Source organism: Bacteroides mediterraneensis (assembly GCF_900128455.1).
Lineage (GTDB): Bacteria > Bacteroidota > Bacteroidia > Bacteroidales > Bacteroidaceae > Phocaeicola > Phocaeicola mediterraneensis.
Map to the genome: position 1 here is coordinate 3869543 of NZ_LT635783.1, position 21790 is coordinate 3891332.

The 21790-nt window shown below is 45.8% G+C and carries 16 protein-coding genes; 13 read left to right on the plus strand and 3 right to left on the minus strand.

The genetic code is table 11. The annotated features are described in order from the left end of the window. Positions 1–2 precede the first annotated feature (2 nt). From BQ7480_RS16565 to BQ7480_RS16620, 12 genes are all read left to right on the plus strand, one after another. Positions 3–1985, plus strand: a complete 1983-nt coding sequence (locus BQ7480_RS16565) for a fumarate reductase/succinate dehydrogenase flavoprotein subunit (protein WP_072543707.1) — start codon at positions 3–5, stop codon at positions 1983–1985. A gap of 35 nt (positions 1986–2020) precedes the next feature. Next, the gene (locus tag BQ7480_RS16570; protein WP_072543708.1) at positions 2021–2776 is read left to right on the plus strand and encodes a succinate dehydrogenase/fumarate reductase iron-sulfur subunit; all 756 of its coding nucleotides are present in this window, start codon (positions 2021–2023) and stop codon (positions 2774–2776) included. A 288-nt stretch (positions 2777–3064) separates the two neighbouring features. Beyond that, positions 3065–3781 carry a hypothetical protein gene (locus BQ7480_RS16575; protein ID WP_072543709.1) on the plus strand — a complete coding sequence of 239 codons (717 nt, stop codon included), beginning with the start codon at positions 3065–3067 and terminating at the stop codon, positions 3779–3781. Beyond that, positions 3724–4701 (plus strand): helix-turn-helix domain-containing protein, encoded by a 978-nt coding sequence (locus BQ7480_RS16580; RefSeq protein ID WP_139255803.1) that lies wholly within the window; start codon positions 3724–3726, stop codon positions 4699–4701. The genes BQ7480_RS16575 and BQ7480_RS16580 overlap by 58 nt, the downstream gene beginning before the upstream one ends. 341 nt (positions 4702–5042) lie before the next feature. Further along, positions 5043–5603: a DUF3575 domain-containing protein gene (locus tag BQ7480_RS16585; protein WP_072543711.1), complete on the plus strand. Its 561-nt coding sequence runs from the start codon at positions 5043–5045 to the stop codon at positions 5601–5603. 14 nt (positions 5604–5617) lie between these two features. Continuing rightward, complete coding sequence (locus BQ7480_RS16590) at positions 5618–7081, plus strand: OmpA family protein (RefSeq protein ID WP_072544101.1); 1464 nt, start codon at positions 5618–5620, stop codon at positions 7079–7081. Between the two features lie 52 nt (positions 7082–7133). Beyond that, positions 7134–8663 (plus strand): Mfa1 family fimbria major subunit, encoded by a 1530-nt coding sequence (locus BQ7480_RS16595; protein WP_072543712.1) that lies wholly within the window; start codon positions 7134–7136, stop codon positions 8661–8663. 167 nt (positions 8664–8830) lie between these two features. Then, complete coding sequence (locus BQ7480_RS16600) at positions 8831–9868, plus strand: FimB/Mfa2 family fimbrial subunit (protein WP_072543713.1); 1038 nt, start codon at positions 8831–8833, stop codon at positions 9866–9868. 27 nt (positions 9869–9895) lie between these two features. Next, entirely contained in the window at positions 9896–11404 is a 1509-nt protein-coding gene (locus BQ7480_RS16605) for a hypothetical protein (protein WP_072543714.1), read from the plus strand. A 14-nt stretch (positions 11405–11418) separates the two neighbouring features. After that, complete coding sequence (gene fimD / locus BQ7480_RS16610) at positions 11419–13677, plus strand: fimbrial tip adhesin FimD (protein WP_139255804.1); 2259 nt, start codon at positions 11419–11421, stop codon at positions 13675–13677. A gap of 25 nt (positions 13678–13702) precedes the next feature. After that, complete coding sequence (locus BQ7480_RS16615) at positions 13703–16549, plus strand: hypothetical protein (RefSeq protein WP_139255805.1); 2847 nt, start codon at positions 13703–13705, stop codon at positions 16547–16549. 13 nt (positions 16550–16562) lie between these two features. Further along, positions 16563–17516 (plus strand): DUF5106 domain-containing protein, encoded by a 954-nt coding sequence (locus BQ7480_RS16620; protein WP_072543717.1) that lies wholly within the window; start codon positions 16563–16565, stop codon positions 17514–17516. Positions 17517–17518: 2 nt separating this feature from the next. Here the strand turns inward: BQ7480_RS16620 and dprA are convergent, their stop codons facing one another. Beyond that, on the minus strand, positions 17519–18631 hold the full coding sequence (dprA, locus tag BQ7480_RS16625) for a DNA-processing protein DprA (RefSeq protein ID WP_072543718.1): 1113 nt from the start codon (positions 18629–18631) through the stop codon (positions 17519–17521). Further along, positions 18628–19032 (minus strand): acyl-CoA thioesterase, encoded by a 405-nt coding sequence (locus BQ7480_RS16630; protein ID WP_072543719.1) that lies wholly within the window; start codon positions 19030–19032, stop codon positions 18628–18630. Before BQ7480_RS16630 ends, dprA begins: the two co-directional genes overlap by 4 nt. A gap of 58 nt (positions 19033–19090) precedes the next feature. Here BQ7480_RS16630 and BQ7480_RS16635 point away from each other — a divergent pair, with 58 nt between their 5' ends. Continuing rightward, the gene (locus BQ7480_RS16635; RefSeq protein ID WP_072544102.1) at positions 19091–20029 is read left to right on the plus strand and encodes a tRNA-dihydrouridine synthase family protein; all 939 of its coding nucleotides are present in this window, start codon (positions 19091–19093) and stop codon (positions 20027–20029) included. Between the two features lie 423 nt (positions 20030–20452). On the opposite strand, the gene BQ7480_RS16640 is transcribed toward BQ7480_RS16635, so the two are convergent. Further along, complete coding sequence (locus tag BQ7480_RS16640) at positions 20453–21724, minus strand: DUF2851 family protein (RefSeq protein ID WP_072543720.1); 1272 nt, start codon at positions 21722–21724, stop codon at positions 20453–20455. Between the last annotated feature and the right edge of the window lie 66 nt (positions 21725–21790).

The following is a 21790-nucleotide window of genomic DNA, read 5'->3' on the forward strand; positions in this document are numbered from 1 at the left end:
TTATGACTAAGATACTTGATTCTAAGATTCCTGAAGGCCCGATAGCTGAGAAATGGACCAATTATAAAGCTCACCAGAAACTGGTGAACCCGGCTAACAAACGTCGTCTGGACATCATCGTAGTAGGTACAGGTTTGGCAGGTGCTTCTGCAGCTGCTTCTCTGGGTGAAATGGGATTCCGCGTATTCAACTTCTGTATTCAGGACTCTCCGCGTCGTGCGCACTCTATTGCTGCACAGGGAGGTATCAACGCGGCCAAGAATTACCAGAACGACGGTGACTCTGTATATCGTCTGTTCTATGATACAGTGAAAGGTGGTGACTACCGTGCACGTGAAGCTAACGTATATCGTCTGGCTGAAGTGTCAAACAACATCATCGACCAGTGCGTGGCACAGGGTGTTCCTTTTGCTCGTGAATATGGTGGTACACTGGCCAACCGTTCATTCGGTGGTGCACAGGTATCTCGTACTTTCTATGCCAAAGGTCAGACCGGCCAGCAGCTGTTGCTGGGTGCTTATTCAGCATTGAGCCGTCAGGTAGGTGCTGGTACCGTAAAACTGTACACCCGTTATGAAATGGAAGATATCGTTATCATAGACGGTCGTGCACGTGGTATCATTGCCAAGAACCTGGTAACGGGTAAGCTGGAACGTTTCGCTGCCCATGCAGTAGTAATCGCTACCGGTGGTTACGGTAACACTTACTTCCTGTCTACCAACGCTATGGCTTGTAACTGTACAGCCGCTATGTCTTGCTACCGTAAAGGTGCGTTCTTCGCTAACCCGGCTTACGTACAGATTCACCCGACTTGTATTCCGGTACACGGTGACAAACAGTCTAAGCTGACTTTGATGTCTGAATCTCTGCGTAACGACGGTCGTATCTGGGTTCCAAAGAAACTGGAAGATGCCAAAGCATTGCAGGCTGGTACCATGAAGCCGACAGACATCCCTGAAGAAGACCGTGACTACTACTTGGAACGTCGTTATCCGGCATTCGGTAACCTGGTTCCGCGTGACGTAGCTTCACGTGCTGCCAAGGAACGTTGCGACCACGGTTACGGTGTAAACAACACAGGTCTGGCTGTTTACTTGGACTTCTCTGAATGTATCGAACGTCTGGGCTTGGATGTAGTTCGTCAGCGTTACGGTAACTTGTTCGACATGTACGAAGAAATTACTGACGTCAATCCGGGTGAAGTAGGAAAAGAAATCAATGGCGTGAAATATTATAATCCGATGATGATTTATCCGGCTATCCACTATACAATGGGTGGTATCTGGGTAGACTATGAACTGCAGACTACCATCAAGGGTCTGTTTGCCATCGGTGAATGTAACTTCTCTGATCACGGTGCCAACCGTCTGGGTGCATCTGCATTGATGCAGGGTCTGGCCGACGGTTATTTCGTATTGCCTTACACTATCCAGAACTATCTGGCCGACCAGATTACCGTTCCTCGTTTCTCTACCGACCTGCCTGAATTTGCAGAAGCAGAAAAGGCTGTTCAGGACAAGATTGACCACCTGATGAACATCAAGGGTAAGAAGTCTGTCGATTCTATCCACAAGGAATTGGGTCGCGTGATGTGGGAATACGTCGGAATGGGACGTACGGCAGAAGGCTTGAAGACTGGTCTGGCCAAGCTGAAAGAAATCCGTAAGGAATTCGAAACCGAACTGTTCATTCCGGGGTCTAAGGAAGGTATGAACATTGAGCTGGATAAAGCTATCCGTCTGAACGACTTCATCACAATGGGTGAGCTGATTGCTTACGATGCATTGAACCGTAACGAATCTTGCGGTGGTCACTTCCGTGAAGAATACCAGACTGAAGAAGGTGAAGCAAAACGTGATGATGCCAACTTCTTCTACGTAGCTTGCTGGGAATACCAGGGAAGCGACGACAAGGCTCCGGTATTGTACAAAGAACCGCTGGTTTACGAAGCTATCAAAGTACAGACTCGTAACTATAAGAGCTAATCAGTGAAGTTAAACAATTAAAGAATCTAAGTAAAATGGATAAAAATATATCATTTACGCTGAAAATTTGGCGTCAGAACGGACCTAAGGATAAAGGTCATTTCGATACATTCCAGATGAAGGATATCCCGGGTGATACTTCTTTCCTGGAAATGCTGGATATCTTGAACGAACAGCTCATCGAAGCAGGAAAAGAACCGATTGTATTCGACCACGACTGTCGTGAAGGTATCTGCGGTATGTGCTCATTGTATATCAACGGACATCCTCACGGACCTGCTACAGGCGCTACTACCTGCCAGATTTACATGCGTCGTTTCAATGACGGCGATGTGATTACGGTGGAACCGTGGCGTTCTGCCGGTTTCCCGGTCATCAAGGACTTGATGGTTGACCGTTCGGCATACGACAAAATCATGCAGGCTGGTGGTTACATCAGCGTGCGTACAGGTGCTCCTCAGGATGCCAACGCTATCCTGATTCCGAAGACCGTTGCCGATGAAGCCATGGACGCTGCCACTTGTATCGGTTGTGGTGCTTGTGTAGCTGCTTGTAAGAATGGTTCAGCTATGTTGTTCGTTTCTGCCAAGGTGAGCCAGTTGAACCTGCTGCCTCAGGGCAAGCCGGAAGCATTGCGCCGTGCAAAGGCCATGATTGCCAAGATGGACGAGCTGGGCTTCGGTAACTGTACGAACACTCGTGCCTGCGAAGCTGAATGTCCGAAATGCGTATCTATCAGCAACATCGCCCGTTTGAACCGCGATTTTATCAAGGCCAAACTGAAAGACTAATTGTCAACTATTTCTGAATAAACAAAGATTCGCCCCGGAGCAGATATTGTTTCGGGGCGAATTCTTTTTTCTATTGCTAAAGATTTTTAAAAAGCTGAAAATCAACGGGTGAATATTTGCATAGAATAAGTGTTATTCTTACATTTGTCACGTGATTTTTTTCATAGTATTAGATTTAAGGTTAACAAGGTTGGGAGAAAGCGTTCTCCCATTTTTTTTGCCCGTTTTTTTGCAAGGCAAAGAAAAAGTTGGTATTTTAGGAGTAGCTTTGTATAAAATTGGGGGATTATGAAGCGGTTTATAGTATGTATTTGGTTTGGATTGGTCTTTTCTTTTCTTTATGGAGCAGCGGTATCTTTTGATGATATGCGCGAGAGGATTGCGTATGACCCTCTGGGTTCGCTGGCGTCGCTGGACAGTCTGGAGACTGATTCTACTTATTTCTCTTATCAGATAGATTATTTACGGGCTTTGTCCTATCAGTCGCAATCACAATATTATATGTCCGTGTATTATGTCCGGCGTGCGTTTGAGACAGATGGCATGCAGAGGGATTCGATATTGCTTCCTTATGCGTATATGCTGTGGGCCAAGTCGTCCATCATGTCCTTTCAGCTGAAAGAGGCGGCCAAGGTGATAGCCGCGGGGAAAAGCTATGCCTTGAAATGCCATAATTTGGGTCTACAGGCCAATATGTTGCAAATGGAGGGGGACCTTTACCGTAAAATGGGAATTCTGTCTAAGAGTTATGAATGCGTCACAGAGGCTGTGGCGTTGCTTTCGGCTGCCAGGACACAGGACGATTATCTCTTGCTTTCCGACAGTATGGGTTACCTAATGTCCTATTATATCACGGATAATCAGCTGCAGAAGGCTTGGGAAGTCGGTCAGCGTCGGGAAGAAGTGCTTGCCACGTGGGAGAAGTGTCTGAGCGAAGATACCCATGAGTGGACCGGCAGAAAGGTTTCTTCTACAGTAAGATGGCTTATCTGGCTTATAAGCTGAAAAAAGGCGGGCTGTCTGAGTCTTATTTCAACAGATTCTATGTAACCAATTTTTCCAAGACCCAGAGAGGATTGCTTGAGATAAACAATTATTTGTTGAAGGTAGGCCGTTATGAGGAGGTGTTGCGTCATAACGAGGCTTATCTGGGCTTGGTGAGTGAGGCTGATTCATTGAATCTTATTCGTCTTCGTACACTGGAGCAGAGTAGCCAGGCGTACCGTGCTTTAGGAGATTATGTACATGCCTATCTTACGATACTTCAAGTGCATCAGATTTCCCGTCAGATGGCTACCAGCCGTGAGCGTAGCCAAATATTCCAGTTGGCGGATGTGACGGAAGCAGTGGCCCGTCAATATCATTTGGAAAAGGCCGATTATGAGTTGAAGGTCCAGCGTTATGTCATTTCTGTATTGCTGGCTATAACTTTAGTGTTGCTGGTCTTGTTTGGCTTGCTTTGGCGTACACTGCACGTGATTCGCCGAAAAAACCGGAAAATGGCGGAACTGGTGCTACAACTGGACGACCAGCGTAAGGAAATCCATTCGGTGGAGAATGAGCTTGAGCGGTGGGAGGAAGAGATTAAAACCGATGAGAAATTGTTTTTCAGTTTCGACTGGCAGGTAAAAGAGCAGAAACTGTATTTGAACTACCAGTTAGGACGCGACGACTATGCTCAGCTGATGGGAGTAGATCGCAACCGTTTTGCTGCCATACTGAAAAAGTTTACCTCCAACAACCTGAGTACTTATCTCAATGACCTTCGTCTGGAATATTCAGTCACTTTGTTCCGCGAACATCCCGACTGGCCTATTAATAGAGTGGCCGAAGAAAGTGCACTTCCCCGTATTTCTACCTTCTACCGGTTGTTTAGAGACAAATATGGCATTAGCCCCAATAATTTCCGGAAGACATTGAACTGATGATCACGGCATATACAAATCATGCATACATAGTGTCCTAGGATTGTTGATTAGGCTATCTTTTAATTTCTTATTTGGATAAAATGCTTACTGACAAAATAAGAAAAATCTTTGACAAAATGAGAATTTTTTACGTTCAATGACATTTTATTTCTATATACTTTTGTTCCAAAATAAAGTTAGATGTAAAGATTGTAATTATGGAAAGAGTTTTTGCCTATTAGGGGATAAAAGCTTTTCTTCTATAAATTGATACGTATTTATTTTATTCTTCTTCTTAGTTTAGGATATATGTTAAGGTTTAAACAAGTGAGTAACGCAACAATAAAAGAAATGGTACTATGAAAAAAGCACTTGTATGGATATTTTATTTGTTTGTATTTGTATCTATATCTGCTCAAAAAATAGCTGTAAAAACAAACATTCTTTATGATGTAACCACCACGTTAAACATTGGTGCAGAGTTTCGTGTGGCGCCGAAGTGGACCATCGATTTGTCGGGGAATTACAATCCTTTTAATTTGGGTAATGACAGGAAGATGAAACACTGGCTGGTGCAGCCTGAAGCGCGTTACTGGTTCTGTGAGGCTTTCAACGGACATTTTCTGGCACTTCATGCATTGGCTGGACAGTTTAATGTCGCCGATATGGATTTAGGAATTTTCCCTTCTTTTAAGGACTATCGTTATCAAGGCAGCATGTACGGAGCCGGTATCGGCTACGGTTACCAGTTCGTGCTTTCCAAACATTGGAACTTGGGGCTTGAAATTGGTGCCGGATGGATACGTGCCCATTACGACCAGTATGATTGTCCGCATTGTGGGGAATGGCGCGGAAGCGACAAGAAAGACTATTTCGGCCTGACCAAGGCAGCCATATCCTTGATTTACGTAATTAAATGATGGAGGAACGCAGGATGAAAAAATATATTATCTCTCTCGTATTCGTGCTGGCTGCCGGTATTCCCGTTCTGGGCCAGACTTCTTATCTGAGTGAAATAAAGATAGTGAACCGCGAAGTGGCGAAGACGGCCGACCGTCAGGCCCGTGTGAAGATGACGGTGAATTTGGATAATCTGGACATCAAAAAACAGCATTCGCTGCGCGTGGTGCCGGTCATTCTTTCTGCCGACGGCAGTCAGGAACAGGAACTTCCTCCTTTTGTGGTGAACGGCAAAGTGCGCGATAAAATGCAGCAGCGTACGGAAGCTTTTGAACATGTCGATTTCAATCCCGGAGCCGTGGCAAAGATACGCCGTAAGAACGGTGAGGCTCAGACGGTGGATTACGAGGCATCCGTACCCTTCAAACGCTGGATGATTGGAGGCAATCTTCAACTCCGTGCGTATGTGACAGGCTGTGCCCAGTGTAATGACGGTGACGAAACAGCTACTACGGGCGATATTTTCCTACCGATGACTCCGGCTTACTATTCTCCGTTTATCCAGCCGAAGGAAGAGATTGTGAAGCGTCGTTCCGAGACCCGTTCTGCACGCTTGCAGTTCCGTCAGGACAGCTATCGCATTGAGCCGAAGTACAAGGGCAATCAGGCAGAACTGGACACCGTGAGCAATTCCATTGCGCTGGTAAAAGATAACGATGACCTGACCATTACGGGGATTTATGTAACGGGTTACGCTTCTCCGGAAGGAACTTTTGCCTATAATATGAAGCTGTCTGAGCGTCGTGCGAAGGCCTTTACGGAATATATGAAAGACGATTTGAAAGCGATTGATCCGCAGCTTTACCACGTGGACTGGAAAGGTGAAGACTGGACTGGTCTACGTGAAGAGGTGGTGAAATGTTCCGACCTGCCGAAGCGTGAAGAAGTTTTGGATATCATCGATCATTGCGGGGATGATAAAGATGCCTGCGAAAAACAGTTGAAAGCGTTGGTACCATCGACCATTTACCAGTATTTGCTGAAGGAGCTGTATCCAGCGGTTCGTCGTAACGAATACCGTATAGAATATAATGTGCGTCATTTTACGGTAGAAGAGGGCCGGGAGATGATTAAGAACCATCCGGAGCTGATGAGCGTGAGTGAGATTCAGCAGGTAGCCGACAGCTACGGCAAGGGAAGTCCTGAATATGTGAATTGTTTGGTGAGCGGTGTAAAGGCTTATCCAAACGATGTGACGGCTGTGAACAATGCTGCACTGGCCCTGATGGAGGCCAACCGTACAGATGAAGCTATCCGCTTGCTGGATAATGCTCCGGCAGAAGGTGAATTGCTAAATATGAAGGGAGTGGTTTATGTCAAGGCTGGCAATCTGGAAAAGGCCGTACAGGCTTTCTCTGAGGCGCAGGCTAAAGGCTATTCTCAAGCAGGGGAGAATCTGACACAACTGAAACAGTATATGGAATATATGGCCGAATGAAATAGGATAGAGAATAATATAAGAAAAATGTGTAATTTAATTTTTATTTGCTATGAAATTGTCTAAAAGTTTATTTTTGGCATTTGCGGGCTTGGGTTTGTTCGCATGCTCTAATGAAGACAATGTACCGTCGACTGACAACAGTCATAGCGGTACATTCTTGACGTTGACTTTGGTAGGAACAGAAAACAGTGGTTCCAGAACGGTGGCTGGAGAAGATGGTACAGTGGAAGGAACGGTAGCAGAGTCAACGATTTCAGAAGCTATGGTAGTTTTGTGTGCTTCTGATGGAACTATACAATCTGCAAAGAAAGTGAGTTGTATAAAAAAGGATGATAGCAGCGTGGAAACTTATCCGGTAGAAGCTGGAGTTGGTACTTATTATGTGTATGTGATTGCAAATCCGGGAACTACTTTGTTTGATGGAATTACAGGTAATATTAAGAGCTTGGAGAAAGCAATTACAAGTAGTGCTGATTTTGCTACAAATAGTCAATTCCTGATGTTTAGTGAATGTCATGGAACTGATAAGACAGGAGGGCAGGAGATAACCGTATCTGCTGAAAATGATTATGACAATCCGGCTAGGACTGCTGAACCTATCAAACTCGACCGTTTAGCAGCAAAGATTACTTATGAAGAAAAACAAGGGGGGGTCGATATTAGTGCTGCAGAAGGAGAGTTGACAGAATTGACTGGGATTACATTCAATGGTTTTGCTTTGGTAAATGGAATCAAAAATTTTTATCTGCAACAGCATTGGAATGCGGCTGCCCCTACTACTACAGGAAGTTCCCATATAAATACTTTGTTAACCCCCACAGTAACGAATAATGCTTCTGATAATTTTTATAACAGATGGGATGATTTCCGTACGGTGACTAAGGTAAGTGATTCTTACACTGCAGCTGTTGATGTAAAGAATACTTCTTTTACTACAAATGCTTTATATTGTATGGAAAATAACTCAGGATCAACAGCTGATAATTGTTTTGCTGAAGGCTCAGATTTGAATGGTAATACTACGGGGGTAATTTTTAAGGCCACAGCTACGGTTACAGGAAGTGATGAATGTGCAGGAAAGAACTGTTTCTATGCCTATAATGGCGAGTATTTTGCTACATTGGGGGCTGTTCAAGCTAAATATTCAGCAGTATTTGATGATAAAGATGGACTTGACAATGATAGAATAGAAGAACTAGCAGCAGCGGAGGCTGAGCTGAAGTCAGCTAAAGCCGGAACGGCAAGCGAAGAAGCTACAGTAAAAACTATTTCTGACTTCCGTGTGAAATACAATATTCATGTGTATGAAGACGGAGTGATGTATTATACGCATTATATTGAAGATCAAAACTATACGGCAGCAGATAGTGAACAGGCTCAAGTGAACTATCAGTCTGTTATGCGTAACACTATTTACGGATTGACTGTAAATTCTGTAAAAAATATTGGAGATGATATTCCGGGTGGATGGAATCCGGATACTGATCCGGAAGATCCTACTACTCCGAAGACTTATTTGGTAGTAGAGTGTCAGGTGAATCATTGGGTTTTAAGTAATTATGATGTAGACTTGCAATAAATTAAGGAGGTCCATGGAACAAAATTTGCTTGTTCCATGGACTATACAAAAGTCGGCAGACTATACATGCTTTTTTGCAACATGTGTTTTGTTGCCCCGAAGTAGAAAACAATGAGGGAATGTCCCAAGTGGGCTTCCTGCGATATATAAAATAAAAGCACTGAATCATGAAACGAAGTCAGAAAGTAGGGATGTGGAGCATGCTGGTAGCAGCGTTCTGGGTATTGCTGTGTACATCTTGTATTCGTGAAGACAGAGATGATTGTCCGGCTACTGTAGGCCACGGTGTGAAGGTGAACTTTCGTTACACGTATAATATAGTAGAGAATGATGCTTTTGGAAAGGAAGCGGAGAATGTACGTGTATGGATTTTTGATGAAGAAGGAAAGTTCGTTTCCATGCAAGAAGATGAAGGTGATCACATTGTGAATGGTTATACTTTGGCGTTGCCGTCTTTGTCAGTGGGTAAGTATAAACTGGTGGCTTGGGCAAAAAGTATGGATTATGATGATGAACTGTCGGAGTTCTCTTTTCCAGATTTGATTGTGGGACAATCAACGGTGAGTGATTTAACTGCTTATTTGAACCGCGATGAAGACAATGTGTGTAGCACTCGTTTGAATGGATTGCTGAGCGGTACGCTGGATGTGGAAGTGACGGGTGCAGAAGAAGAAGTCTTCACTATCGATATGATGAAGTGTACCAATACATTGCGTGTTATCTTGATGCCGGCTCGTGCGGGACAGACTTTATATCAGGAAGATTATTCGTTTGTGATTGACGGAAAGAATGGATGGTTGGATTATAAGGCCGATTCTTATGGGCAGGGTGAAGTGACCTATAAGCCTTATTATCAGGAATTGTTGAGAGATGAAACTGTATCTGGAGAATCACGTGCGGACAATACGGAAATCAATCATGCGGTGGTGGCCGAGCTTAATACGTCAAGAATGATGGTAAACCAAGGGCCTCGTTTTAGAATTATCAATAACAGGACCGGAAAGGATGTGTTAGACATTAATTTGACATGGTTTCTGTCACTGCAGGCGGTAGGAGAGCATCGTGCGGAATGGGATGATCAGGAATATCTGGATCGTCAGGATACGTATGCCGTTACTTTCTTTGTGGATGGAGATACTTTCCTGCAAAATTATATCATCGTCAATGGATGGGTAATTTCATTGGAAGATGTGACTTTAGGCTGAGTATGTGAAACAGGAAGAAGAATTTTTATGTATAAGATAGGGTGGATTTATTGGGTAGTCCTGCTGGGGGCGTTGATAAGCCTGTTGCCGGGTTGTAAGGAAGAGGTTAAAGAGGAAGCGACGTATGCACATATCGTGACATTAAACTTTCCTTCTTTGCAGCCTTACACCACTCGTACGCGTGCGGAGGGAATTGTAAATGCTGAAGAAGGAGAGAGCACATTTTATAATGCTCGTATCTGGATTTTCGGTTCTTCTGCCGCTGATGAGGATAAGGCATTGGCTTATAAGTATGTGCCTGATGCCTTACGTTATACAGATAATATGGGCACGTTGCGGGTAGAAATGGTTCTTCCTTCCGAGTGGGAAGGCGAGTCGGACATCTATGTGCTGGTGAACGGAGGAGAGGAAACCGGATTGTCTGCTGAATCTTCACGGAAGGCACTTAAGGAGGCTGTTTTCAGTAAACCATCTTCTATGTTGACAGACGAGGGACTGTTGATGTCGAGAATTGTAACGGGAATCACCAGAACCCAGTTGGAGACGGGGACTTTCCAGATTCCGCTGGAAAGGGGTTTGGCCAAAATAGGCTGCTATTTTACAAATCAGACCAGTGAGGAATTTAGGGTGACTTCAGTTGCTTTTAGCGGATTGTCATCGCAAGGTACGGTCTTTCCTGAATCAGTAATGGCTGACAAAGTCACTTCGCGTCCGACAGTTCCTTCTATACCTACTACTTCTGCTTCTTCTGAAAGTTTAACGATAGCTGTTCAGGAAACGATAATATTTGGAAAAGGCCAGACTAAAATCACTTTGCAGGAAGGCAAAGAACAGGCCTATCTTGACGCCCTGAATCAGACAGCTACTTCTCTGACTCCATATTATATTCATGAAGCAGCCTCAAATCGAGTGAAATGTGTCATTCGGTATACAATAAATGGGGAATTCAGAAGTCGGGAGGTCGTGTTGGATGGCAGTATAATACGTAATCATTTTGTCGTGGTATATGCTCACTATTCGGGAGAACTGAGTTTGAAATTCGTGGTACTTCCGTGGGATACTGAAGATGAAATTTCCATTAGCTATAATGACCAGTTTAAGGGTAGTCTTGTCCTTTCCAGTCAGGATGTACGTGTTGAGGGAGATAAAGCGTATGCTACGGTGTTTAATGATGAAAACCGCCAGGTGACGTTTACGATGGAAATGGAAGTTCCTGTTGGTGCTAGGTGGACTGCCAATTTATCAAATGGAAATGAATTTGAGCTGTATAGTGAGTCAAGTACTTCTGGTACGGCTTCGGGTATTGGTGGAGCGGGACCGGTCACTTTTTCTGTTCGGCCTACTCAGGCATTTGATGCAGCTGTAGAACGTGAAACAGAACTTTATATAACCTTGACCCGTTTGGTGGATGGAGGAGAAACAGAAAACGGAGAGCAGGTTATCAATAATGAAGGGAATCATCCTGGAACTACCACTCGTATCCGGATACGTCAAGTTTCAGCTGACCAGTGGGATGCTGCTGCCATTCAACCATGATAAATTGAGAGTATATGATGAAAAGAGATTATTTATATATGTGCTTGCTTTTGCTGTGTAGCCTGCTTTTTTGTACTGGTTGCACGGAAAATGAGATGTGGGCTGACGAGGAAACTGTTTCTGAAGGACTGGTCTTGAATTTGCTGGCAAGTGGTGAAGCTGTTGTGGCAGGGCGTTCTATTGCATCAGACGAAGATTTGAGAGAAGATGTGGTAGAGAATGTGGATGTGTTTTTCTTTGCCGCAGACAATAAAGAAGAGGTGGCCCGTTATTATCATAAAGAGGTGGGGGAAGATGGTAAAGTGCTTTTGGAAACGGGAAACTGGAAATCCAAGTTCCCGGAAGCGAGTTATGACGTTTATGTAGTGGCCAATTTTCATCAGTACGATGATGCTTCTACTCCGGACACAGAGACGGATTTAAGTCGGATAAAAACTTGGACGGCATTGGTGGCTCTGAGTGATACGGATCCGGATATTTTTAAGGTAGAGAATGATCGATTTGGGAATGAGGATATTTATACGGGAAAGAAATTCATGATGGATGGCAAAAAAGAAGGATGGACCCCCGGTGAAGGTACAGACGAAACAATTGTCATTGATTTGGCACGGGCTGCTGCTAAGATTGTAGTGAATGTAAGCTATACAGACGATTTTCTGGTTGCAGATAGGACGATTGTAGATGTACGGAAGAAACTTGTACGTTACGCACAGGATGTCCGTGTGCTGGCAGAGGCGGATCCCATCCCCATTCTTGATTTATATGGCGATGCAGACGGTGCAGGTATGTCCACATCCAATTATACAGAAGGAAGTGGGGTAGCACGAAAGGATGTGCTTTATGCATATAGTTATCCTAATGAATGGGGGGATAATGTAGCCGATCAGGAAACCTATATATTGATGAATATTCCGTATACAGATGGCAGTCAGGAAGATTTATACCAGAATTATTATAAGATTCCGGTACGTATCTCCAATACGGCCGCCGACTTATGCTTGAAACGTAATACGGTATATACTATCAATGTGACAGTAGACCGTGTGGGAAATAAAGAGATAGACCAGCCTGTAGAACTTAAGCCTGAAATTTCGATTGCTTCTTGGCAAAATAAAGAAATAGAGGTGGGAGGAGATGCCTATAAATATTTGATTGTCAGCGAAGATGAGATTGAGATGCATAATGTGGCTGACACGGTAGTCACTTTTTTCTCTTCTTCAGCCATAAAAGTCACGTTGGATGCAGCTTATTATGTGGATAAATCTGGAAATGAGATTTCATTGAAAGAAACATCTTCCGATTGGTATTCTGTGGATTATGATGAATCTGCCTTGTCTGGGGAGTTAAAGATTCACAGTGAGGTACCTAAGATTGTGACAGCACGTTATTTTACGTTGACCGTTACGAACGGGGATGGCATGGAGAAAACAATCCATGTGATACAATATCCTCTGGAATATATCTCGGGTGTGCCAGGTTTGTATTCCTATGTAGAACAATATATAAACGAAGAAGGGAAAACTGTGAAGGTGAATGGTGGATGGCCCAGTAACTTTAGCTGGGATGGAGAATATTTTACAGATATAAAAAAAGGACTGAATGGGCATATAGGTAATAATCCTTATATGAAATCTAAATTTTATAGAGTGGAGGAGAAGAAGATTTATCGTATAGATGAGAGCTATTCAAACCATGTGAGGGAAAACACTAATGCACATAACAACCGGATGTATTTGGTGCAAATATCCAGTACGAGTGAAAAATATACAGTGGCTCGTCCTAAAATGACAGGTACAGGAGTAGGGAGTGTGACTGCTTTGGGAGAGGAAAATAACCGACTAGTCTCTCCTGCATTTATGTTGGCTTCCAATTTGGGAAATATTGGAGATGTAAATTGGGTTAAGGCACAAGATAACTGCAAATATTATGTGGAGCACAGTATTTATACAGTTGAGAAGGCAGATCGGTTGGAAGGGAAAAATTATGACGGTAAGGGGCATCGGTGCTTTGATGACTGGCGGTTACCTACTTACGCAGAGTTGCAGATTATCGCAGGTTACCAATCGACGCAGACCGTAGTGATGGATTCGGTGTTGACAGATGATTATTATTGGGCTGCAGACAAGTATACGTATTTAATAACAGCTGCCCCAAAACCAACAGACAATCAGATTCCTACTGGTACAGATTCAAAAAGTGATGGGAAGGTACGTTGTATACGGGATGTGACTCCTGAAGATTTGAAAGAGTTGCGTGCACACAATATCAGATAAATAAAAACGAAAGATAGTTAGATATATGAAACAGATATATGTTTTTTGGATGTGTTTGTTTTTACTGGTAGGCTTGTCTGCTTGCACTGACGAGGTTGCCGTAGAAAACGGACAAGAAACGGTAGCCGAGGGAGATGTGGCACTTCAGTTGAGTGTCAGTGTGCCGGATGTGAAAGTGGTGACTACACGTGATATTGACCCCGATGGTTTAGGGATAAAAACACTTTATCTGTTTTGTTTTGACGGGTATGGTTCTTATATAGGACGTCGTGATGCTTCCCACATTCAGTTGGTAAGCGGTGAGAATGGGAATTATGCATATACGTTCGACGTAACGGTACCGAGTAGTACGCGTAGAATTCATTTTTTGTCGAATGTCTATTTGGATGATATAAATGCCGTGCCTGGGATGAGCGAGACAACTTTGATACCTTCTATTGTTTCCGCTTCAGGGCTCATGGCCTATTGGGGACGTGTAGCTGTAACAGACTTAAACAGTTTTCCTTCGTCGATAGTGCTTTACCGTAATCAGGCTCAGGTGTGCTGGGAAGTAGAATCAGGGGGCGGATTGCAGGTTTTTGGGTATGCGGTTTGTAACCGCCGGGCATGGGGAACCATTGCTCCTTTTAATCCGCATGCAGAAAAGGATGAAGATAAATTTAATTATTCACTGGATGCTCCTTATGTAACGGAACCTGCTGCAGACTATCAGGTGTTGTCGACCGACGCTACGGATGTGACGGTGCAGGGAGATGAGGCGCAAGGAGACCCTCATTATATATTTGAAAATCCGAATACGCTCGATGCTCCCGTTTATGCTGTCATGCTGATTGGAGAAACGAAGGAATCGGCCAAGTATTATAAAATCATGTTTGTGGATGGCAACAAGAATTTGCTTCCTATTTACCGTAATTTTAAATATGTGATTCGAATTAATTCTGCTCCTCCTGAGTCAATGGGTTACACCACTTTTGATGAGGCGAAGGAAGGCATTGCAGCCAATAATGCCTGGGTCTCTGTCGATCCGGAGATTCCAGAACTCAGCGACGGAACGCATACGTTGAACATTCTGAATGGGACGACACAGATATTCAACGAGGGAGGTGAACAGACAATTGATTTTACTTACGATGGGAATAGTGAGGATGTTTCTGTTTCGTGGCTTGATAATGATGGAACACTTTCCAGTGTAACCCCTCAATTGAGTTCTACAGGCAATAATACATATACAATTACAATGAATTTGGCGCAACCAAAGGAAGACCCGGTGATTGGTACCTTGTTGTTGCGGGCCGGCGTGTTTACCCGTCAGATAAAAGTTTATTTGATGAAGCCCTTTGAGTTCAAGCCTGTATGGGTGTCTACCGGAGTCCCGATGAAGAAAGATGAAAGGTTGTCCATGACATTTGTCATTCCGGATAATTATCCAAGCGAATTGTTCCCGATTACTTGCAAGATTGCTACAAACACCATGAATGCCAATGATGATTTGGGGGTACAGTTGCCTGTTATAATAGAGGATTGCGAGTATCATATTGAAACAGAGGATGGAGAACCGAAAGAACCAAACCGTACTGCTAACTGGGGATATAAATTTGTTTATACAGCCACCAGACCAGGTATTCAGGAAGTCTTTTTTACATTGAATGTAAGTGAAGGAAATGATCCGGAGGGTACAGTAGAATATGTTGGTTCCTCTTGCCCGTATTTGACGGAGAAGCAGAATCATGCACATGTATTTCTGGAAGCAGAAAACTTTAAAGACGAGGAAAAGGTCGTTTTATTCCAGTCGGGCTCGAAAGATATGTATATTACGATGGACGGAGCGGATGAGAATAATCCGGGCTTTTTATTGAAAGAATTGGCTCCCACAGTCAATCAGCCAGTCACTATTAAGTTGAATTTTACAGGAGGGACTCCTACAACGAACACTGTGATGCGTATTGCGACCACTTCATTGGTTCCTGTGGATAGTGAGAAGAATAAATATATCAACAATGGGACTCCTACGACGAATGGTATTGTGAACTATTATTGGATTAAGCTAGGAAAGGTTTCTAGTTTGACTTTGAATTTCCTGACAAATACTCCTGATGTGGATGATTTGGTACGCTTTTCAATTGATAATGAAAATGAATTTGGTTATAATTCTAATTCTGATGATTGGTTTAAATCGGCCGCTGTCGAGCTGCGGGCAACTCCGAAGAATTTCACATTCGATTTTAATATTGTAGATGATACTCCGGAAGTTGATGCGGTAAAATATGGCTTGAACCAGCCGGCCAACATGTATTTGACGATTCCGGAGGCTGCGGTGCAGTATACGGATTTGAAACTGTTTATTCAAACGAATAATTTGAAGCGTGACCCTAATGGTGAACATGCGGAATGGCTTGAAGAAACTGTGGGAGGATATTATCTTACCATACCGAAAGGCACTTCTTTGGAGCAACGAGGAACGATAAAGTTCTTGACGAGCCGAATTGCAAGTGCGGAAACCGTCACTATCCGTACAGCGGATAATTCGCAAGCATTGTTTACTCCTGCTTCTGCTTCGTTTACGAATCTTCCCATCACCGGCACGTTGACTTTAGACGGTGAAGAACCGTTAAGTAACAATTCATTTATTACGTTGCAGCGTAAAAATGGCACGCGTGTAGGCGATTTGGATATACAATCTGTGGAGGAGAATATAGCGACCTATAAATTGACTCTACGACCGGAATATGATTTTACAATGGATGAGGACTTGATTGTTTACTATACGGTTCCAAATACTTCCGTGGTTTATCAGTTAACTACTACGTTCAGTTATTTGGTAAGTCATGAAATTGGTGAGTCGGTGCCGCTCATTACATTAAAAAAACAATAAATCGGTCTCAAGAATGAATGGATACTTTTTAGGGATAGGAATGATTTTGCTGTTTTCTGCCTGTGGAAATTCTTCCCAGCGAAAACAAAAGGAAACTTCCGTAACGGTAGAAAACCCTCAAACCGTCTCGGAAGCCAAGTTCCCTTTCCCTGAAATCCCCACCATGCTCACCCAGCCAGAGGAACGGAAAGCGTATCTCATGGCGCACTACTGGGATAACTTTAATTTCGCAGATACGGCATTGGTGAATGACCGGAACGTGGCGGAACAGGGTGCTGCGGATTACGTGGCCATACTGGCTGACGGGACACTCTCTGGGGAGCAGGTAAAAGGCAGTTTGGACAGCTTCTGCAAAGGGCTGGAAGTGCAGGAGCATGCGCGGAAGGTGTTCTTGCAAATGATGGAGGACTACCTGTATAACCCGAATTCGCCTTACCATAATGAGGCCTTGTATGCCTTGTTCTTGGAGCGGATGCTGAAAAGCAAATATGTAGACGAGGCGCGGAAGAGTTCGCTGAAATTCAGCCTTGACCTGATTAGCCGGAACTGTCCGGGAAATGTGGCAACGGATTTTGTGTATTTCCTGCCGGACGGAAGCAAGCGGTCGCTGGCGCAGACGCGGGCAAAGAACAACCGTCTGCTGCTGGTGTTTTATGATCCGGAGTGCCCGAGCTGTCACGAGACGATGCAGGAGATGGTGGCCGACGGGCTGCTGGCAGAAGCGGTGAAAGCCGGGAAGCTGACTATGTTGGCGGTGTACACCGAAGGGAATCAGGAGGTATGGAAGCGTACACTGAGTGATTTGCCTCAGGGATGGACGGTAGGCAGTGACCATGAGACGGTGAAGCAGGGGGCTTTGTACGACCTAAAAGCGATGCCTTCACTGTATCTGCTAGACGGATCGAAGAAGGTATTGCTGAAGGATGCGCCTTATGCAAAGATTCGGGAGGAGATTGCGGCCTTATAGCGTCAGGCCAGCTTATAGACTCCTCCTGCCAAAGCACGGACCACGCCTTTCATTTCCAGATTGAACAGCAGGCTGGTCATGCGGTTGATGGCGATGTTGGTCTCCACCACGAGTGTGTTGACCTGAATGCCATCGGGGTGTTTCTTTAAATGAGTGACCACCTGTTCTTCTTCGGGTGTCAGTTCCGGGAAAAGCTGTCGCTGGACGACTTGGGGAACAACGGGGGTATGGTCCCAGTTCATGGCTTTTACTACGTCTTCCGCGCTCTGTATCAAGGCAGCGCGGTTTTTTTGTATCAGTACGTTGCAGCCCGTGGAGTAGGTATCGCCCACACGGCCCGGAAAGGCGAAACAGTCGCGCTGGTAGCTTTCGGCAATTTCCGCTGTAATCAAAGAACCTCCCTTGGGACCAGATTCCACCACGAGGGTGGCGTCGCTGAGTCCGGCTACGATGCGGTTGCGCTTCACGAAGTTTTGTCGGTCGGGATTGGTGCCGCTCATGAACTCGGTAAGAAGTCCACCCTGTGTCAGCATTTCGGTAGCCGTGCGGCGGTGTACGGCAGGATAGATGCGGTCTAGCCCGTGAGCCAGTACGCCGACGGTGTCGAAGCCGCGGGAGAGGGCTTCCCGGTGGGCGTGAATATCAATGCCGTAGGCCAGTCCGCTCACAATCAGCGTGTCGGGCAGCAGAGTGCTGAGCTCCTGCATGAACCGCTGGCAGAGCGATTTGCCGTAGTCGGTGGCGTTTCGGGTACCCACGATGCTCAGGATGTGCCGACTGTTCAAGTTGGCCGAGCCTTTGTAGAACAGCACGAGCGGGGCGTCGGGACATTCGCGAAGGCGGGAAGGGTAAGCTTCGTCGTCTTCGGTCAGGTATTGAATCTGGTGTTTCTGTGCAAACGACAGTTCAGCTTCGCACACGCGGAACACTTCGGTGTGCTGGAAGGCGGTGGCTATCTTGGGCGACAGGCCAGGAATAAGGGCCGGTAGCTCGCGGGTATGCTCGAAAAGCATGGTGGCACTTCCGGCAGCCTGAATCAGGTGGCGGGCGCTTACCAGACCGATGCCGGGTAGAAGGGGCAGGGCCAGACGGTAGAGAAGTTCTTTTTCGTTCATTTCAGGTAAGGCGCAAAGATTTCATTGAAAAGGGGACTGTCACCCAGTCGTCCGTGGATGACGCACACGGTCTCTACGGTCGATTTGATGACGGGTTTCAGGTCGGGCAGACGGTAGATGTCCTGCACAAAGACGTATTTGATACCTTCTTTGCGGAGAGCCAGCCGGGAAATGAACTCGTCGCCGCTGGTTAGCGGGGTCTTGAAGGCCATGTTCAGGCGGGCTACTACGGGGTCGATGCCTTGCTGGTGGAGCTGGGCGAAACTGACGCCGACAGAGGTCAGAAACTCATGGCGGGTATGTTCGATGTAGTGCTGGTAATTTGCGTTGTTGACGATTCCTTGCAGGTCGCATTCATAGTCGCGGACCTTCATTTTCAGTTCAAAGATGTAATTCTCCATGCGGGTGAGATTTATGTATTTCTACAAAGATAAGGAATTATTCCTATATTTGCGGAATATGAAAGAGAATGTACCGGTAATTTATGCGGCCCCTTTGCAGGGCTTTACGGAAGCGGCGTGGCGCAATGCCCATGCGCAGTGTTTTGGAGGTGTGGAGGCTTATTACACGCCTTTTGTGCGGCTGGAGAAGGGAGTCATCCGCAACAAGGACAAGCGTGATGTGTCGCCCGACGAAAATATGGTGCCCCGGTTGATTCCCCAAGTGATTGCATCGGAGCCGGAGGAATTACGGCAGCTGACAGATTTTCTGGCAGAACTGGGCTATCGGGAGCTGGATGTGAACATGGGTTGCCCGTTCCCGCTGATTGTCCGCCGTGGAAAAGGGGCGGGTATCTTGTCCTCCCCGGTGAAGGTGGCGGCTTTGTTGGAGATGATGAAAACCTTTCCGGAGATACGTTTTTCGGTCAAGATGAGATTAGGAGGCCAGGAGCCCGATGAGTGGAGAGCGCTAGTGCCGTTGCTCAACAATTCGTGTGTGACACAGGTCACGCTGCATCCACGTATCGGAAAACAGCAGTACAAGGGAATGGTCGACCGGGAGGCGTTCCGGGCATTTTATGAGGCTTGTGAGTTGCCGCTGGTCTATAATGGCGATTTGCAGACGGTGGCCGATATCCGGGAGGTGTTGGAAGCTTTTCCCCGACTGAAAGGGGTGATGCTGGGAAGAGGCCTGCTGGCTAATCCGTCGTTGGCTCTTGCTTTCCGAGAGGGAGAGTTGTCGGAGGGCGAGTTAAAAGCTTGCGTAGCACGAATGCATCGGCTGATGTACCTGTACTACCATCGTGTGATAGAGGGCGGAGAAGCACAGCTGCTGGCCAAGCTGAAGACCTGCTGGGAGTACCTGCTTCCGGACTTGGACAAGAAACGGCGGAAGGCTATCTTGAAGAGCAATCGCCTGGACGGGTATCTGCGGGCAGTGGAAGAGGCATTGCGGTGAAAGGTATGAAGAACTGAAAAGACTTAACTTTTTTTACAGAAGTAGGATGGTGATTTTGGTATTTTCATCTGTCTCTATTTGAAATAGAAATCGATTTGCACATGGGAAGAGACAGATTAAATATAGATGCCTCCTTTCTTGCGTAATCGACTTTCAGGCTGGGAGTGTTTGGTCTATATTCCTTTGTCAGGACGGAAATGATTTTTTCCCGAAAGGGATGGCAGGATTCTCTATAAATTTCTGTAATATGTTGAGAAGTATAGCTTTATTTACTTTCAGTACTTCCTTGGCAGTACTGGAGTACTTCCATGAAAGTACTGTAGTACTCCAAGGAAAGTACTGGAGTACTGCCGAGGAAGTACTGAGAGACTGACTTTGATTGAAATGAAAGAGTCGTGTGTGAAGGGAGAAAATCTTCGGTTCTTAACTTTCTTTTTTCTTGAAATATTCATATCCGATGCGGCAGAACAGGCATTTCTTGGTGTCGCAGTAATTCTTCTTGAGTTGGATGAGTGCCTGACTGTCGCCGGCATGGGCGGCGGAGAGGCCACATTCCTTCCACAGGCGGATGATGTAATTGTTTTCCGGTTTCAGTTGTTCCAGCAGGTTGCTGGCCCGTTCGATGAGCCGTTCTTCACCTTTGTGCTTCCCATAGGCATAAAGGAAAGGCACCACGGTGTTGATAATCAGGAGGTCGATGGAAGCGTCGCTGAGAGTCTTCGGACGGGCGGGCGACGGTTCACCGAACACGTAGTGAGTGAGCCAGTAGAGAGAGGTACCTCCCCGCAAAAGGTCGCGCAGCTCTTTCACGGTAGGAGCCAGCAGGAGCTGGGAAAGCATCCCCTGGGAATGATGATAGAGGTTGGCCAGTTGGGCGATGCGCACGTGTGGAAAATTACCCGGACGCATGCGGAGCATCTTCCAGCGAAGATGTTCGGAGGGATGCAGTTCGAATTTGTGGGCCAGGTAAGTATATTCCTTGGTAAGCTGGGCGGAATAGTCGTCGGAGGGGAGTTCCTGTAGCAGACCGGCTTGTCCGAAGAAAATCGCTTCTATCTGGAAAAGATTGTCACGGTGTTTGTTGACGGCCTGTAAGGGAATGGTCTGGGCCCATTGTTCGAAGGCATCGCTGTTGGTGCCGAAACCGAAGTTGCGGGCCAGGGTGAGAAAGAAGGCCTGTTCCCAGTCGCCTTTGCTTTGGGTGAGCTGGGCTTGGATACGCTTTGTTTTCTGCTCGAAACGTTCCGTCTGCAAGCTGGAGAGCCAGCTGTGGAGCAGGAGTTTGGGCAGTTGGGGGATGAGGCGGTAGCAGGCCGGATAGTGACTGGTTTCAATCAGTTTGCGGTAGTTTTCCAGCAAATAGGGCGGGTAGTGCAGTTCCATTTGTGGGATGGGTTCGCCATCCGTACGGAAGGTCTCTGCATCGATGTCGGAAGCCACGTGGAGAATCACGGAGTCGTAGGCACGGTCCAAGTGATGCTGGTGGCGTTTCCAGTCGGAGGCATGCACATGGATTTCCACATTGCCTACCCAGAGGATACCGTCAATCTTGATTTTCGCGTTGAAAAAGTCCGGACCGGCATTGGGGTTGGGGAGTCCGGGGTCGATGACTTCCACGGTTTGCCCTTGGGTGGTGCATAGCGGAGTAAGCGGGAAAAGCTTGTGCTTCCATACAAACTGGAGGAGATGTTCCATGTTAACGAGCTGTAAATGTCGGGTAAATGTAATGATTAATACTGAAAAACACTATCTTTGCGAATA